14 protein-coding genes and 1 pseudogene are annotated in these 14,766 nt (G+C 64.6%); 3 read left to right on the top strand and 12 right to left on the bottom strand.

Features of this window, described 5'->3' with window-relative positions; all coding sequences use genetic code 11:
* Positions 1-19: 19 nt before the first annotated feature.
* From PRtIB026_RS15230 to PRtIB026_RS15200, 7 genes are all read right to left on the bottom strand, one after another.
* On the bottom strand, positions 20-1,354 hold the full coding sequence (locus PRtIB026_RS15230) for an MFS transporter (RefSeq protein ID WP_203646748.1): 1,335 nt from the start codon (positions 1,352-1,354) through the stop codon (positions 20-22).
* Between the two features lie 55 nt (positions 1,355-1,409).
* Positions 1,410-2,171, bottom strand: a complete 762-nt coding sequence (locus PRtIB026_RS15225; RefSeq protein ID WP_050705109.1) for a 1,6-dihydroxycyclohexa-2,4-diene-1-carboxylate dehydrogenase — start codon at positions 2,169-2,171, stop codon at positions 1,410-1,412.
* Positions 2,172-2,373: 202 nt separating this feature from the next.
* Positions 2,374-3,384 (bottom strand): benzoate 1,2-dioxygenase electron transfer component BenC, encoded by a 1,011-nt coding sequence (gene benC / locus PRtIB026_RS15220; RefSeq protein ID WP_203646750.1) that lies wholly within the window; start codon positions 3,382-3,384, stop codon positions 2,374-2,376.
* A 66-nt stretch (positions 3,385-3,450) separates the two neighbouring features.
* Positions 3,451-3,936 (bottom strand): benzoate 1,2-dioxygenase small subunit, encoded by a 486-nt coding sequence (benB, locus tag PRtIB026_RS15215; protein ID WP_186714351.1) that lies wholly within the window; start codon positions 3,934-3,936, stop codon positions 3,451-3,453.
* Entirely contained in the window at positions 3,933-5,291 is a 1,359-nt protein-coding gene (gene benA, locus PRtIB026_RS15210; protein ID WP_203646751.1) for a benzoate 1,2-dioxygenase large subunit, read from the bottom strand. The genes benB and benA overlap by 4 nt, the downstream gene beginning before the upstream one ends.
* A 117-nt stretch (positions 5,292-5,408) precedes the next feature.
* Positions 5,409-6,209, bottom strand: a complete 801-nt coding sequence (locus PRtIB026_RS26675; RefSeq protein WP_420713580.1) for an RHS repeat-associated core domain-containing protein — start codon at positions 6,207-6,209, stop codon at positions 5,409-5,411.
* A gap of 138 nt (positions 6,210-6,347) precedes the next feature.
* Positions 6,348-7,367 carry a LacI family DNA-binding transcriptional regulator gene (locus PRtIB026_RS15200; protein WP_203646752.1) on the bottom strand — a complete coding sequence of 340 codons (1,020 nt, stop codon included), beginning with the start codon at positions 7,365-7,367 and terminating at the stop codon, positions 6,348-6,350.
* Between the two features lie 207 nt (positions 7,368-7,574).
* On the opposite strand from PRtIB026_RS15200, the gene PRtIB026_RS15195 reads away from it, so the two are divergent.
* From PRtIB026_RS15195 to PRtIB026_RS15185, 3 genes are all read left to right on the top strand, one after another.
* Positions 7,575-8,114, top strand: coding sequence for a gluconokinase (locus PRtIB026_RS15195; protein ID WP_186735161.1), 540 nt, complete (start codon positions 7,575-7,577; stop codon positions 8,112-8,114).
* Between the two features lie 114 nt (positions 8,115-8,228).
* A complete protein-coding gene (locus PRtIB026_RS15190; protein ID WP_203646753.1) occupies positions 8,229-9,581 on the top strand; it encodes a GntP family permease in 1,353 nt (450 codons plus the stop codon).
* A 105-nt stretch (positions 9,582-9,686) separates the two neighbouring features.
* Positions 9,687-9,986 carry a hypothetical protein gene (locus tag PRtIB026_RS15185; RefSeq protein WP_203646754.1) on the top strand — a complete coding sequence of 100 codons (300 nt, stop codon included), beginning with the start codon at positions 9,687-9,689 and terminating at the stop codon, positions 9,984-9,986.
* A gap of 156 nt (positions 9,987-10,142) precedes the next feature.
* Here the strand turns inward: PRtIB026_RS15185 and PRtIB026_RS15180 are convergent.
* From PRtIB026_RS15180 to PRtIB026_RS15160, 5 genes and pseudogenes are all read right to left on the bottom strand, one after another.
* Positions 10,143-10,391: pseudogene (locus tag PRtIB026_RS15180) on the bottom strand (helix-turn-helix domain-containing protein); the annotation flags it as partial.
* A 114-nt stretch (positions 10,392-10,505) separates the two neighbouring features.
* The gene (locus PRtIB026_RS15175; protein WP_232857812.1) at positions 10,506-11,339 is read right to left on the bottom strand and encodes an IS3 family transposase; all 834 of its coding nucleotides are present in this window, start codon (positions 11,337-11,339) and stop codon (positions 10,506-10,508) included.
* Positions 11,340-11,347: 8 nt separating this feature from the next.
* Positions 11,348-11,707, bottom strand: a complete 360-nt coding sequence (locus PRtIB026_RS15170) for a transposase (protein WP_075043813.1) — start codon at positions 11,705-11,707, stop codon at positions 11,348-11,350.
* 135 nt (positions 11,708-11,842) lie between these two features.
* A complete protein-coding gene (locus tag PRtIB026_RS15165; RefSeq protein ID WP_203646755.1) occupies positions 11,843-13,270 on the bottom strand; it encodes a sigma-54-dependent transcriptional regulator in 1,428 nt (475 codons plus the stop codon).
* The gene (locus tag PRtIB026_RS15160) at positions 13,239-14,732 is read right to left on the bottom strand and encodes a sensor histidine kinase (RefSeq protein WP_203646756.1); all 1,494 of its coding nucleotides are present in this window, start codon (positions 14,730-14,732) and stop codon (positions 13,239-13,241) included. The genes PRtIB026_RS15165 and PRtIB026_RS15160 overlap by 32 nt, the downstream gene beginning before the upstream one ends.
* Positions 14,733-14,766: the final 34 nt, after the last annotated feature.

The raw sequence follows: 14,766 nt of genomic DNA, 5'->3' as shown, positions 1-14,766 counted from the left end.
GTTCAGTCAGGGTGGGGGTTCAGGCCGCCGCGGCCAGGGCGTGCCGCCGGCCGCTGGCCAGGTGCACGGCCATGGCCAGCGCGGCGACGGCGCCGGGGATGGCGAAGGCGATGAAGTTCAGTTGCAGCGGCAGGTTGATGCCCATCAGCGCGCCGCCCAGCAACGGCCCGACGATGGCGCCGTTGCGGCCGATGCCGGAGGCCCAGCCCAGGCCCGTGGAGCGCACCGCCAGGCCATACAGCTGGGCGGCACCGGCATACAGCAGGATCTGCGTGCCGATGGTGGTGGCGCCGGCGATGAAGATCAGCAGGTACAGCACCGGCATCGGGCTGTTCACCCCCAGCAGGCTGATCGACAGCGCGGCGGCGAGGAAGAACGCCACCTTGACCTTGACCAGGTTGTAGCGGTCGCCCAGCCAGCCGCCGAGAATCGCCCCGGCCATGCCGCCGAAGTTCAGCACCAGCAGGAACGACAAGCTCGAGCCGAGGCTGTAGCCGGCGCTGGCCATCAGCTTGGGCAGCCAGGAGCTGAGGGCGTAGACCATCAGCAGGCAGCAGAAGAACGCCAGCCACAGGGCCAGGGTGCGGATCGCCAGGCCGTTGCGGAACAGTTCGAGCACTGATGAGGCTTTACCGGCATCGCGGGGCAAGCCCGCCCCCACGACCAGGTCATCGTGCTCGGTGACACCGCAATCGGGGTCGAGGCGCTTGAGCAACCGGCGCGCTTCATCGACGCGGCCCTGGCGCACCAGGAAGCCGATGGACTCCGGCAGGTAGAACAGGATCACCGGCAGGAACAGCAGCGGTACGGCGGCAGCGAAGAACATCGACTCCCAACCGAAGCGCGGCAGCAGGAGGATGCCGATGCCCGCCGAGAGCATGCCGCCCAGCGAGTAGCCGCTGAACATGATCGCCACCAGGGTGCTGCGCAGGCGCTTGGGCGCGTACTCGTTCATCAGCGCCACGGCGTTGGGCATCAGCCCGCCACAGCCGAGGCCGGCAAAGAAACGATAGAGGCCGAACTCGCTGGGGCTGCTGGCGAAGCCGTTGAGGATGGTCGCCCCCGAGAACAGCGCGAAGCACAGGGCGATGCCCTTCTTGCGCCCGATGCGGTCGGCCAGGCTGCCGAACGCCAGGGCGCCGAACATCATGCCGAACAGCGCGTAGCTGCCCAGGGCGCCGGCCTGCAGCGGGGTCAGCGCCCACTCCTGCATGATCACCGGCAGCACCACGCCGTAGATGAACAGGTCGTAGCCGTCGAAGATCAGCAGCAGGCCGCACCAGGCCATGACCCTCCAGTGGAAGGGGGTGAAGCGGGCATTGTCGATGATCGCGTGGACGTCGAGTGTTCGCATGGCATCTGTCTCCGTTGTTCTTGTTGTGTGCAGAGAAACCTTGCCGGGGCGGCCTTCAGCCGAGGTCGCCACCGCCCACCGGCAGGGTCACGCCGGTGATGTACGAGGCCTCGTCAGAAGCCAGGAAGAGGATCGCGCCGACCTGCTCGTCGAGGCTGCCATAGCGTTTCATCAGGCTGCTGGACAGGGTCTGGTCGACGATCTGCTGGTACCAGGCCCGCTCCTGGGCGCTCTGCTCGGCCTCGTTGCGCGGAATGCGCCGCGGTGGCGCCTCAGTGCCGCCGGGAGCGGTGGCGTTGACCCGGATGCCGCGCCCGGCGGTTTCGAAGGCCAGGCACGCGGTGAGCGCGTTGACGCCGCCCTTGGCCGCGCCGTAAGGCACGCGGTTGACGCCCCGGGTGGCGATGGACGAGACGTTGACGATGGCGCCGCTGCCGCGTTCGAGCATGTACGGCAGCGCCGCGTGGCAGCACCATAGGGTGGGGAACAGCGAGCGGCGCACCTCGGCCTCGATCTGCTCGACCTGGTAATGCTCGAAGGGCTTGGCCCAGATGGTGCCGCCGACGTTGTTGACCAGGATGTCGAGGCGGCCGAAGGTCTCGACGGCGCGGGCCATGACCTGGGCGCAGTCGGCATGCCGTTCGAGGTCGGCGGTGAGGGTCAGCACGCCCTCGCCCGCCAGTTCGTGGACCAGTTCGGAGCGGTCCACCGCCACCACCTGCGCGCCCTCGGCCTTGAGCCGCCAGCACACGGCGCGGCCGATGCCCTGGGCGGCGCCGGTGACCAGGGCGACTTTGCCTTGGAATCGGTTGTTCATGTAGATCTCCTGCTTGATCCGGAAATGCCGGGAGGGCTCCGCCCTCCATCGCGGCACAAGGCCGCTCCTACAGAAAAGCGCGATCCCTTGTAGGAGCGGCCTTGTGCCGCGAAAGGGCCGCAACGCGGCCCCGGCGCTCTCGAAATTCATGGATAAAAAGAGGCCACCCCACCCGCACGATGCAGGCAGCCCCATAAAAGCTTCAGGCCGCCGCCGCGAACTTCTCGTAGTAGAAATTGGCCGGGGTGATGCCCTGCTCGCGGATGTACTGGCTGACCGCCTCGACCATCGGCGGCGGGCCGCACAGGTACACATCGACATCGCCGTCATTGAGGTGGCGTGGCTCGATGTGCTGGGTGACGTAGCCCTTTTGCGGATACTGGCTGTCGGGGTTGGCCACACAGGCGCTGAAGGTGAAGTTGGGAATGCGCGCGGCCAGGGCTTGCAGGCGATCCAGTTCGACCAGGTCGAAGTCGTTGGTCACCCCGTAGACAAGGTGCAGCGGATGCCCACTACCCTGCTCGGCGATCTTCTCCAGCATTGCGGTGAATGGCGCGAGTCCCGTGCCGCCGGCCAGCAGCAGCAAGGGGCGCTGGATCGGCCGTAGGTAGAAGCTGCCCAGCGGCCCGGCCAGGCTGAGGCTGTCGCCGGCCTTGGCCAGCTGGGTGAGAAAGCTGCTCATCAGCCCGCCCGGCACATTGCGAATCAGGAAGCTGACTTCGCCGTCCTTGGGCAGCGAACTGAACGAATAGGCGCGGCTCTGCTCGCTGCCCGGCACCTTGAGATTGACGTACTGCCCCGGCAGGAATGCCAGGCGACTGAGCGCCTCGCCCTTGATCGAAAGGGCGATGGTGCTGGCCGACAGCTGGCGCACGTCGCTGATGGCCGCTTCAAAGCTGGCCTGCTCGGTCTTGCACAGTTGCGACGAAGCCGGGATGCGCACCACGCAATCGCTGGCGGCGCGCATCTGGCAGGTCAGCACGTAACCCTGGGCGATTTCCTCCTCGCTCAGGGCGTCCTCGATGAAGTTGTCGCCCAGCTCGTAGTACCCGGACTCGGCCTTGCACTTGCAGGTGCCGCAGGCGCCGTCGCGGCAGTCCAGCGGGATGTTGATGCCCTGGCGGTAGGCGGCGTCGGCCACGGTCTCGTGGCCTGTGGCCTCGATGAAACGGGTGACCCCGTCCTCGAAATTCAGTGCGATCTGGTAGCTCATGGTGCACCTCGCAGGCGAGCCTGGGCGCGGCGCGCCATCAGGCACACCGACAGGCTCGGCGGTGAATCAGATGTGGTAGATGTCGATGACCTGACGCACGTAGTCGTTCTTCAAGACCACCTTCTTGGCCTTGATCAGCGGCTGTTCGCCGCGCAGGTCGAGGGTGTAGAAGCTGGTGCCGAAGTAACTGTCGGTGGTCTTGTAGCGAAAGCTCAGGGTGTGCCAGTTGAAACGCACCTGGCAGCTGCCCTCGTCCGCCGCGACGATCTCGATGTTGCTGAGATTGTGCGAGGTGCGGGTATCCGGGACCGTGGCGCTGGAGCGCTCGGTCTTGATGCGGAACACCCGGTCCTCGAGGCCGCCACGGTTGCCGTACCAGATCAGCGAGATCTCGCTTTGCGGGTCCTCGGTCAGGGTGTCGTCGTCATCCCAGGAGGGCATCCAGAAGGTCGCGTCGCAGGCGTACAGCTCCAGCCATTGGTCCCACTGGGCGTCGTCCAGGTAGCGCGCCTCGCGGTAGAGGAAATCGCGCACGGTGTCATGCAGGCTCATTGCACGGCCTCCACAGGGATCAGCTGTTGTTCGTCCTTCAGGGCCTGGACCATGGTGTCCTGCCAGTACTTGTGCTGCAGCACGAACAGGCCTTCGTCTTCGGTGCGCACGCCCGACAGCAACGGCTTGAGCGCGATCTCGCTGGCCGCCGCGTCGGCGCCTTCGATCCAGTGCCTTGCGCCCCGGGACATGTCGTTCCAGCCGGCACCTGCGCCGTAGCCGGTCTGGCAGGAGCGGAACTCTTCCAGATCGTCCGGGGTGGCCATGCCGCTGACGTTGAAGAAGTCCTCGTATTGGCGGATGCGCCGGGCGCGGGCCTCGGCGCTTTCACCCTTAGGCGCGATGCAGTAGATGGTGATCTCGGTCTTGTTCACCGAGATCGGCCGGGCCACGCGGATCTGCGAGCTGAACTGGTCCATCAGATAGACGTTCGGGTACAGGCACAGGTTGCGCGAGTTCTCGATCATCCAGTCGGCGCGGGCCTGGCCGAAGTCGGCGGCCAGTTGCTCGCGGCGCTCGTAGGCCGGGCGATCCTCAGGGTTGGCCCAGCGGGTCCAGAGCAGCAGGTGGCCGTGCTCGAAGGAGTAGAAGCCACCGCCCTGCTTGGCCCAGGCGCCGGCGCTCATGGTCTTGATCTCGTCGCCCGCCTCGCGCTGCTTGCGCTGGTTCTGGGTGGCGGCGTAGTTCCAGTGCACGGAGCTGACGTGGTAGCCGTCGGCGCCGTTCTCGGCGGTGAGCTTCCAGTTGCCTTCATAGATGTAGGAGCTTGCGCCGCGCAGCACTTCCAGACCCTCGGGCGACTGGTCGACGATCATGTCGATGATCTTCGCCGACTCGCCCAGGTGTTCGACCAGAGGCTTGACCTCGGCATTCAGGCTGCCGAACAGGAAGCCCCGGTACGACTCGAAACGGGCGACCTTGGTCAGGTCGTGGGAGCCGTCGCAGTTGAAGCTGTCGGGATAGCCGGCGTTGCCCGGGTCCTTGACCTTGAGCAGCTTGCCGCTGTTGTTGAAGGTCCAGCCGTGGAACGGGCAGGTGTAGCTGGAGCGGTTGCCGCGCTTGTGCCGGCAGAGCATGGCGCCGCGGTGGCTGCAGGCGTTGAGGAAGGCATTGAGTTCGCCGTCCTTGTTGCGCGCGATGAAGATCGGCTGGCGCCCCATGGTCAGGGTGAGGAAGTCGTTGTTGGCGGGAATCTGGCTTTCATGGGCCAGGTAGATCCAGTTGCCCTCGAAGATGTGCTTCATCTCCAGGTCGAACAGGCGCGGGTCGGTGAACATCTCCCGCTTGCAGCGATAGACGCCCTTCTCCCGGTCATCCTCGAGCAAGGCATTGAGATAGTCGAATCCCAGGGACATGGCCAGGGCCTCCGTTGTTATTGTTCAGGCCGGGTCAGGTTAGGTCCCTGGGTGGGACGGGGATATCCGGATTGTGCAGAGTGCTATCCGTTTTGTGCAGGCAGATTCATTAAATGCTCAACTCGCCTCCCTTACCTGTTGTCCAACCGCAGCGCTGGAGGGAGGCATAGCGGTTGTTGGAGCTTGTGGGCGCACAACGCCCCCCGCTTTCAGCGCCTGATCACCCGTGCCGTCGAACATCGGAGCTGATGGCATGTTGTTTGAAATGATCGACTCCACGGAGGTACGTCGCACAAACTCAACTACCGGTGGCGCAGTAGGTATATGTTCCGACTCCTGTGACGCACTCGAATGACGCCTGACGATCTCAGAGACTGGTGGCGCACTGGGCGTATAACCCGATGCAAGAGATGATAGGGAGTCACGCCGACTTAATTCATCGAAAGCCGGAGCAGTGGGGGTTGCGAGTACTCCCGCAGAGAACGTGGACACATTGTCGAGATCCCCCGACAGACTCCGATAACCCGTCAGGGCAGGCCTGGGTTCTGCTTTGCCCATCAGACCTTTAACCGATGATTTGACGCGATGCATGTGCCCGGACGGGTCTGTTCGATTGACGGGGTCGCCGGCACAGTATGCAAATCCGTTCAATCCTCCGGTCCCAAACGGACTGTAACTGTCTGGAGAGTTAAAGCGCATCAATACCGGGTTGTATCCTCGGTAGCCGTTTCCCAGCAGGTAGTGACCGCAAGGCAATTCGAATAACTGACCGTTGAACCTAGATAATGGCGCGCAAGGCAGGGACGCTGAATTCAAACCGTAGACGGAGTATTCAAGGTCTACATTGCCTGAGTTAGAGCGTGTGGACGTCACTGTACCCTTGCTATCCAACTGCAATAAATAGGTTGTTGCCACCATGGCTCAGTCCCCCTGATATCTACTGGCAGCGTTGTCAGTCAGGAGGACGGACGCAACTGGCAAAATTATCAGGTGGGTACCGATTAAATGGGAAATCACCGATTTCCCATACGACAGTGCGGTCCAATGTTTACCGCCCTAAGAACTCTCCCGCACCATCAACTCGAACCCCAGGTCCTGCTGCCCGGTGGCCACCCGCTTGCCGTCGAGCAGCGCCAGCAGCGCCTGGGCCGCGCCGCGGCCGACCGCCGCGCGCGGGGTGCGGATCGAGGTCAGGCGCGGGACCATGTGCGCCGAGGCCGGCAGGTCGTTGAAGCCGACCATCGCCACCCGCTGAGGCACCTCGACGTCCTCGCGCAGCGCCTGCAGCACCGCGCCCTGGGCCAGGTCGTCGTTGCAGAAGAAGATCCCGTCTACGTCCGGCGCCTTGGCCAGCAGGCGGCTGAACAGCGTGCCGCCCAGGCCGATGGACGACGGCTGCGGATCGAGCATTTCCAGCTCGGGCGCCTGCAGTCCGGCCTCGGCCAGGGCCTGGCGGAAGCCCTCGGCGCGCTGCATCACCCGCGGGTCGAGCTGCGCGGCGATGAAGCCCAGGCGCCGCCGGCCCCGCTCGATCAGGTGACGCGCCGCGGCGCGCCCGGCCTCGTGCTGGGAGAAGCCCACCGACAGGGCATCGGCCTCACCACCCAGCTCCATCATATGCACGCACGGCACCCGGCTGGCGGCGAGCATCTGCCGCGAGGCGTCGCTGCGTTCGAAGCCGGTAAGCAGCATGCCGCACGGCTGGTAGGCCAGGTAGTTGCGGATCAGGTTCTCTTCCTCGGCGATATCGTAGTGATAGTTGCCGATCAGCACTTCCAGGCCACGGGGGCGCATCACCTCGTGGATGGCCTCGAGGGTATCGATGAACAGCTGGTTGGACAGCGACGGGATCAACACCACCACCGACTGGCTGCGCGCCGAAGCCAGGGCGCGCGCCGCCGGGTTGGCGACATAACCCAGGCTGGCCGCCGCGGCCATGACCTTCTGCGCCAGTTCCGGCGCGACCGTGCTGACGCCGCGCAGGGCGCGGGAGGCGGTGATGGGGGAAACCCCGGAAAGCCTGGCGACTTCCGCCAGGGTGGGACGACCGGTAGTGCGCGAGCCAGTGCGGGACATGAGTGTTGTAATTTTACCGCTTGCAGGAATGGGGAACGGTCACTAAGGTAGCGCTGTCTCTGAATGCAGGCAATGCAATCTTGGTAGCAGGCATGCGTTCAGCGTCCATACTGCCAAAGACAAGATCAATAACACCCGGGAGGGTGGCGCAAGACCTTCGGTTCGTCCCGACCGAGACAGCGCTATCTCACCCAGCAGGAGGTACAGATGAACCCTTCCCTGTCCGCGATCGTGGTCATGGGCGTAGCCGGCTGTGGTAAAAGCAGCGTCGGCGCCGCCATTGCCACCCGCAGCGGCGGCCGCCTGATCGAAGGCGATGCCTTCCACCCCGCCGCGAACATCGCCAAGATGAGTGCCGGTATTCCCCTGGACGACGACGACCGCGCCGGCTGGCTGGTGCGTCTGGGCCAGGAGCTGCAAGACACCCTGGCCGCCGGCGAACGCCCAATCCTGACCTGCTCGGCCCTCAAGCGCCGCTACCGCGACACCCTGCGCCAGGCCGTGCCCGAACTGTGCTTCGTGTTCCTCGAACTGACCCCGCAGGAAGCGGAAAAGCGCGTGCTGGCCCGCCCCGGCCACTTCATGCCGGCCAGCCTGATCGACAGCCAGTTCGCCGCGCTGGAACCGCCGCACGCCGAGCCCCTGACCCTGGCCCTGGATGCCACCCGCCCGCTGATTACCCTGGCCGAGGACGTGCACCAATGGCTAAAGCCTTGCGGTGAGCAGGCGCTGGCGCGGACTGCCTGATCCGGCGGTTTTTCCGGCTCACCAAAGACAGCGCTGTCTCCATGCTTCTCAAGACGCAATGACGCAAGACACGCGACACCAAAACAACAACGAAAAGACCGAGGTTCACGAACCATGTTCGGACTGGCTACCGATACCTTCCTGTTGCTCGACGCACTGGTCACCATCGTCGGGCTCATCCTGCTGATCACCCATTTCAAAGTCCACCCCTTCGTCGCCCTCACCCTGGCCGCAGGCTTTCTCGGCCTGACCTCCGGCATGCCGGTGGCCAAGGTGATGAAATCGTTCCAGGACGGCTTCGGCGGCGTGCTCGGCTTCGTCGGCATCGTCCTGGCGCTGGGCACCATGCTCGGCAAGCTGATGGCCGACTCCGGCGGCGCCGACCAGATCGCCCAGACCCTGATCCGCGCCTTCGGCAAGCAGAAGGTGCACTGGGCGATGATGTTCGCCGCCTTCCTGGTGGGCATCCCGCTGTTCTTCGAGATCGGCTTCGTGCTGCTGATCCCGCTGGTGTTCATCGTCGCCCGCCGCTCCGGCGTGTCGCTGGTGAAGATCGGCATCCCGCTGCTGGCGGGCCTTTCGGTGGTGCACGGCCTGGTGCCGCCGCACCCGGGGCCGCTGCTGGCGATCGGCATCTTCCACGCCGACATCGGCAAGACCATCTTCTACGGCCTGCTGGTGGCCCTGCCGACCGCGGTGATCGCCGGCCCCCTGTTCGGCAACTTCATCTCGCGCTACATCCCGGGCAACCCGTCCCAGGAGCTGATGGACCAGATCGCCCGCGAGTCGAACCAGCAGAACCTGCCGAGTTTCAGCGTGACCCTGATCACCGTGCTGCTGCCGGTGGTGCTGATGCTGCTGAAAACCTTCGCCGACGTGGTACTGCCGGCCGAGCACATCGTGCGCCAGTGGATGGACCTGATCGGCCATCCGATCACCGCCCTGCTCGCCGCCCTGCTGCTGGCCTTCTACACCTTCGGCTCGGCCCGCGGCTTCAACCGCCAGCAGATCATGAAGATGCTCGACCAGAGCCTGGCGCCCACCGCCGCCATCGTGCTGATCGTCGGCGCCGGCGGCGGCTTCAAGCAGATGCTGGTGGACACCGGCGTCGGTAACGTGATCGGGCAGATGGCGGTACAGGCCGAGATCTCGCCGATCCTGCTGGCCTGGCTGGTGGCGGCGGTGATTCGCATCGCCACCGGCTCCGCCACCGTGGCCACCATCACCGGCGCCGGCATCGTCGCCCCGGTGATCGACCTGGTGCCGGGGGTCAACCGGGAGTTGCTGGTGCTGGCCACTGGCGCCGGTTCGTTGATCCTGTCCCACGTCAACGACGCCGGGTTCTGGCTGGTCAAGCAGTACTTCAACATGACCGTGGCCGAGACCTTCAAGACCTGGAGCATGATGGAGACCATCCTCTCGGTGGTCGGCATCATCTTCATCATGCTGCTGTCGCTGGTGGTGTGACCGTTGGTCGCCGTCATGGCACCTTGCTGACGGGCCACAGGCCCAAGTGAGACAGAGGTCCTGCGCTGGCAGGGCCGCTTTCTCCGTCGCAAAGGAGCCTGCCCCATGAAACACGCCTTCCTCCTGGCCGCCCTGCTCGCCTCGCCCCTGGCCTTCGCCGCCGGTACCGGCGCCACCTACCCAGACGACCCGCACAATCCGGCGCCACAGCCGGGGGTCGACAGCACCCTCAACCCGATCGAGAAGCCCATGCCGCGGGATACCGATCCGCGGATCAAGGGCAATGACCCGGAAAGTCCGCCGGCCGAGCAGAACGATGATCGTGATCTGCCGGGGATGGGAGGTAGTGGATCGGAGGGGATGGGGCGTGACGGTGGTGGATCAGGAACTGGCGGCAAACCTTGAGCTCACAACGCTACTCGGTCCCTGTAGGAGCGGCCTTGTGCCGCGAAAGGGCTGCAAGGCAGCCCCGGCGATATCGGCTTGATGCACGAATCCGGGGGGCGCTTCGCACCCCTTTCGCGGCACAAGGCCGCTCCTACAGGGATCGCGCTGGGCTGGTTACCACTGGCGCTTGTCTGGACGGGTCAGGCCTAGCTTTTCGATCTTGTAGCGCAGCATGTCCCGCGACAGCCCCAGCAGCCGTGCCGACTTGGTGACGCTCCAGTCGGTGCGATCAAGCGTGCGGCAGACCATGTCGCGCTCCATGTCCGGCAGGCTTGCGGTGCCCTGTGGTTCGTGGCGCGGCACTTCGAACGCCAGCACCTGCGCCGGTTGCGCCTGTGGCTCGTCGACCAGGGTCAGGCACAGGGGCGTGACGGTGGTGGGTCAGGGACTAGCGGGAAACCTTGAGCTCACAACGCTACTCGGTCCCCGTAGGAGCGGCCTTGAACTGGTCAAGTAATTTTGGACACCGGTTAAGGTTCATGCCGCTGCCTTGAGCTTTTCCTCCATGGCTACTGGCGTTTCATAGCCGTTGTAGCTGTGGAGGCGCTTGAGGTTGTAGCGCATCAGATAAGCCTGGATATCCACTCGTGCCTGCGCTTCGGTCTCGTAACCCTCTGCCGGCACCCATTCTGATTTCAATGCTCCGAAGAATCGCTCCATGGCAGCGTTATCCCAGCATTGGCCTCGATGGCTCATGCTCTGGTTCAAGTTGTACTCATCGAGCGCGGCTCTGAATTTATGGCTGGTGTACTGACAGCCCTGGTCTGAATGAAACATTACGCCCGCCGGCCTACCCCGCGACTCAGCGGCCATGCGCAGGGCGTTACAAGCTAAGTTGGCATCTGCAATCATCGAGAATGCCCAACCCACTACGCGACGGGCATAGAGGTCAATCACGGCGGCTAGGTACAGCCAGCGCCTGCCAACCTGGATATAGGTCACATCGCCACACCAAACCTCATTGATCGCCGAAACCTTGAAATTGCGCTTCAGCTGATTCTCGGCGATCAACGCTTCTGCCCCTGATGACCGATAGCGGTGCGGCCTGCGCTGTTTGCACTTCAGGCCAGCTTCACGCATTAGCGCACGCACCTTGTATCGTCCTATTTCATGGCCTTCGTGCCGCAATTCCTGCGCCAGGGTTCGCGAGCCAGAAGCACTTCGCGATGCGTTGAAGTGCTTGATTACCAGCAGGCGTAGCGCATCTCTTGCCGGGTTTTCACGTCCTTGCCGTTTACGCCACGCATAGAAACTGCTGCGCTTAACCCCAAGCACGCGGCAGCAGTCGACAACAGGGTATTGCTCACTCAGCTCGTTGATCAGCGAGAACGATCTTTGGAGTCCCGAAGCAGGAGAGCACTGGCCTTTTTTAGGATTTCGATATCCCGATCCTTTTGCCGAACCAGCGCTTCGAGTTCTTCAATTCGTTGCTGCTCGGGTGTGATCGCTTTGGCTCCAGCCGGAACCTTACCGGCTCTCTCTTCACGCACCTGATCAACCCAGCGGCGAAGCGCGGTAGGGCCCAGCCCAAGGGCGGCACAGACCTCAGGAACTGACTGCCCACCGTCCAGCACCATTTCGGCAGCTTGGACTTTGTATTCTCTTGAATAAGATTTACGCACTGATTTTGCCTCCAATTGGGCGCCATCATAGCGCCCGATGAAGGTGTCCAAAATCATTAGGCCAGTTCACCTTGTGCCGCGAAAGGGCTGCAAGGCAGCCCCGGCGATATCGGCTTGATGCACGAATCCTGGGGGCGCTTCGCACCCCTTTCGCGGCACAAGGCCGCTCCTACAGGGATTGCGCAGGGCTGGTCACCACTGGCGCTTGTCTGGACGGGTCAGGCCGAGTTTTTCGATCTTGTAGCGCAGCATGTCCCGCGACAGCCCCAGCAGCCGTGCCGACTTGGTGACGTTCCAGTCGGTGCGATCAAGCGTGCGGCAGACCATGTCGCGCTCCATGTCCGGCAGGCTGGCGGCGCCCGGAGGCTCGTGGCGCGGCGCTTCGAACGCCAGTACTTGCGCGGGTTGCGCCGGCGGCTCGTCGACCAGGGTCAGGCACAGGTTCAGCTGATGGGCGCCAATCACCTCGCTGGGGGCCAGCAGCACCGTCTGCTCGAGCATGTTGCGCAGTTCGCGCACATTGCCCGGCCAACCGTAACCCAGCATCAGCGCCTCGGCCTCGGCCGAGAAACGCAGGTTGGGCTTGCCGTAGCGCCGCCCGTGGTGGGCCAGGAAATGCCGGGCCAGGCGCAGGATATCCTGCCCGCGCGCGTACAGGCGCGGTACCTTGAGCGCGATGATGCGCAGGCGGAAGAACAGGTCGCGGCGGAACTTGCCCTGCTGGACCATCTGCTCGAGGTTGCAGTTGGTGGCGCTGATTACCCGCAGGTCGACCTTGCGCTCCTTGACCGCGCCGATGCGGCGGATGGTGCGGTCCTCCAGCAGCTTGAGCAGCTTGGCCTGCAGCACCAGGTCCATCTCGCCGATCTCGTCGAGGAACAAAGTGCCGCCGTCGGCCGCCTCGACCAGGCCCACGCGACGTTCCTTGGCATCGGTGAAGGCGCCCTTTTCATGGCCGAACAGCTCGGCCTCCAGCAGGTTGGCGGGAATCGAGGCGCAGTTGAACTCGATGAACGGACCCTTGGCCCGGCTGCCGTCGAAATGCAGGGCGCGGGCCACCAGCTCCTTGCCAGTGCCGGTCTCACCCTCCACCAGTACTGGCGGCAGGTCGCCGCTGGCCATGCGCTGCTCGGCGTCGAGCAGCTGGCGCAGGGTGTGCTTGAGCTCGAGCATGGCCGGCGACTCGCCGATCAGCGCCTGCAACCCGGACTTCTGCGCCTCGCGCTCCTGGTAGAACGACAGCGTGCGCTCCATGCGTTCGGCGGCCAGGGCCTTGTCCAGCATCAGCTTGAGCTCGGCCAGCACCACCGGCTTGGTCAGGTAGTGGAACGCCCCCTCCTTCATCGCCAGCACGGCGTCCTCGACGTTGCCGTAGCCGGTCATCATGATCACCTTGAGCTCCGGCGCCTTTGCCACCAGCGTGCGCAGCAGGTCGTGGCCGCTCATGCCGGGCAGCGAGTTGTCGGTCAGCACGGCGTCCGGCTGGGCGCGCTTGATCTGCTCCAGCGCCAGTTCCGCACTGTGGCACACCGTGACCTCGAAGCCTTTCAGGCCCAGGTAGGTGCGAATGTTGTCTGCAAGGATTTCATCATCCTCTACCACCAGGATGCTGTGCTCCATGGTCCCCTCCCGCTGCAATGTTGAAAGTCAGGCTGACGCGGGTTCCTTCCTCTTCGCGGCTGGTCAGTTCGACCGCGCCGCCAAAGCGTTCCATGATCCGTTTGACCAAGGCCAGGCCGACACCCAGCCCGCCCTGCTTGGTGGTGAAGAACGGCTTGAACACCATGCGCCGCTGCTGCTCGCTCATGCCCTTGCCGGTGTCGCTGAGCTGCAGCTGGGCCTGCTGGCCCTCCAGCTGGCGCACCTCGGCGCGCAGCTCGCCACCCTGGGGCATGGCCTCCAGGGCGTTGGCGAACAGGCTGTTGAGGATCTGCGTCAGTTGCAGCGGCTGGCTGGCCACCCATTGCGCCGGCGGCCCGTCGAAGGCGAAACGTACGCCGTTGCGCTCGATCTGCGGGGCGAAGGCCTGGCGCGCATCCTCGATGGCCGCCACCAGGTCCACCGACTCGGCTTCGTCGCTGGTCGGGCGCAGCGACACCAGCAGGTCGCGGACCCAGCGCGACATACGGTCGACCTGGGTGATGATGTCGCCAATGTTCTTCTGCGCCGCCGGACTGGCGATGTCCTGCGCAAGTTCGGCGCTGGAGCGGATGTTGGCCAACGGGTTGCGCAGGCTGTGGGCCACCGCCGAGGACATCTCGCCCAGGGCCACGTAGGTCTCGCTGGCCACCAGGCGGTCCTGCTGGTGGTGCAGCAGGCTGGCGGCGCGGCGCACGATCCAGAACAGGCCGAAGTAGATCAGCGCCCCGCCGACCAGGGTCGAGGCCCAGATCAGCACATAGCCGCGCTGGATACGTCGCACCAGGTCCTGGGGTTCCTTGTAGATCTCGACCATGGCCAGCACCTGTTCACCCTGGCTGTCGAACAGCGGGATGTAGTTCTCGATGAACAGGTGCCGGGGCTCGCGCTGGAACTTCTGTTCCTCGCGGTCCTCGTCGGCCTTGTGGTAGCTGGCCGATACCGCCTTGCGCGAGTGGAAGGCATGCTCCAGGTCGTCGTCCTCGTCGATGCGCTTGCCGATCAGGTTGGGGTTGGTCGACCAGACCACCAGGCGGTCGCGGGCGTAGACATTGGCCAGCAGGGTGTCGGGCAGGTGTTCGACGTGGTCGAGAAACTCGACCCGGGTCGACTCCGCCAACTGCGGGGTGAACTGCAGGTGTTGCTGGTCCAGGCGCGGGTCAAGCAACTCGCCCATGGTGATGCCCGGCGGCAGTTGCGAGTGACGCACCTCGGCCTGGGCCATGGCCTGGATGAACTGGGCGGTGAGCATGGCGTCGCGCTCGACGCTGTCGCGTACCACGAAACGCGTCGAGACGTACCCCAGCCCGCCGGCGACCGAGGCGATGATCAGCAGGCTGACCAGCGAGAACCAGCGCAGCAGGTTGAACTCGCGCAGCGGCGCGGCCAACCCGCTGGCAGAGGCGCCGGGCTTGTCTGGGGCTTCGTTTTCGAGCGTCTGCATCGCGTCGCTCCCGCCTGGGGCCGATGAGGGCTAT

Source organism: Pseudomonas sp. RtIB026 (genome assembly GCF_016861355.2).
Lineage (GTDB): Bacteria > Pseudomonadota > Gammaproteobacteria > Pseudomonadales > Pseudomonadaceae > Aquipseudomonas > Aquipseudomonas peradeniyensis.
The sequence above is the reverse complement of the archived record's forward strand: the minus strand, read 5'-3'. Positions and strand labels throughout refer to the sequence as shown.

Coding starts and splice junctions, on each gene's coding strand:
- PRtIB026_RS15195 (WP_186735161.1), top strand. CDS start 7,575: ATGAACCCTTCCCTGTCCGCGATCGTGGTCATGGGCGTAGCCGGCTGT.
- PRtIB026_RS15170 (WP_075043813.1), bottom strand. CDS start 11,707: ATGATTTTGGACACCTTCATCGGGCGCTATGATGGCGCCCAATTGGAG.
- PRtIB026_RS15185 (WP_203646754.1), top strand. CDS start 9,687: ATGAAACACGCCTTCCTCCTGGCCGCCCTGCTCGCCTCGCCCCTGGCC.
- PRtIB026_RS26675 (WP_420713580.1), bottom strand. CDS start 6,209: ATGGTGGCAACAACCTATTTATTGCAGTTGGATAGCAAGGGTACAGTG.
- benA (WP_203646751.1), bottom strand. CDS start 5,291: ATGTCCCTGGGATTCGACTATCTCAATGCCTTGCTCGAGGATGACCGG.
- PRtIB026_RS15160 (WP_203646756.1), bottom strand. CDS start 14,732: ATGCAGACGCTCGAAAACGAAGCCCCAGACAAGCCCGGCGCCTCTGCC.
- PRtIB026_RS15200 (WP_203646752.1), bottom strand. CDS start 7,367: ATGTCCCGCACTGGCTCGCGCACTACCGGTCGTCCCACCCTGGCGGAA.
- PRtIB026_RS15230 (WP_203646748.1), bottom strand. CDS start 1,354: ATGCGAACACTCGACGTCCACGCGATCATCGACAATGCCCGCTTCACC.
- benB (WP_186714351.1), bottom strand. CDS start 3,936: ATGAGCCTGCATGACACCGTGCGCGATTTCCTCTACCGCGAGGCGCGC.
- PRtIB026_RS15225 (WP_050705109.1), bottom strand. CDS start 2,171: ATGAACAACCGATTCCAAGGCAAAGTCGCCCTGGTCACCGGCGCCGCC.
- PRtIB026_RS15190 (WP_203646753.1), top strand. CDS start 8,229: ATGTTCGGACTGGCTACCGATACCTTCCTGTTGCTCGACGCACTGGTC.
- PRtIB026_RS15165 (WP_203646755.1), bottom strand. CDS start 13,270: ATGGAGCACAGCATCCTGGTGGTAGAGGATGATGAAATCCTTGCAGAC.
- benC (WP_203646750.1), bottom strand. CDS start 3,384: ATGAGCTACCAGATCGCACTGAATTTCGAGGACGGGGTCACCCGTTTC.